Here is a 388-nt window from a genome sequence, read left to right as displayed (position 1 = left end):
CGCCAGCCGATCGACGTGCTGGTGCTCGAACCGACGCCCGTCAGCGAATCGGACAAGGTGACCGTCAAGACGGCCCTGCGTCCGGAACCGGACGTCCGCGACTGGGAGCGGCGGCGCGGACTGGTCGGCTGGACGCGAACGCTGAAGCCGAACGACACGGCCAGGTTCGACGTCGACTACGTCATCGATTATCCGAAAGAGGGCTACGTGCAGGGCTTGCCCTGATCACGGCTGCGGGTCCCACCCCGCGCCGCCGCCGTAGGCCGCAAAGACCCTGGCGCGCGTCGCGAAACGGTTCGCCACGTCCGCATCGGACAGCACGTAGCCGCCCACGCGCGTGCGCAGGTCGAGCTGGGCGTCGCCCGCCGCGATGCGCGCGCGCAGGGCC

At 70.9% G+C, this 388-nt stretch carries 1 protein-coding gene; it reads left to right on the top strand.

What is annotated here, in order from left to right; genetic code table 11:
- On the top strand, positions 1-225 hold a 225-nt coding region (locus ACEN88_RS34520; protein WP_413346910.1), incomplete at its 5' end, for a DUF4139 domain-containing protein.
- Positions 226-388: the final 163 nt, after the last annotated feature.

This window comes from Massilia sp. CT11-108, from assembly GCF_047302915.1.
Taxonomy (GTDB): Bacteria; Pseudomonadota; Gammaproteobacteria; order Burkholderiales; family Burkholderiaceae_D; genus Telluria; species Telluria orientalis.
Note: the sequence above shows the minus strand (reverse complement) of the source record. Positions and strands in the feature narration are given on the sequence as shown.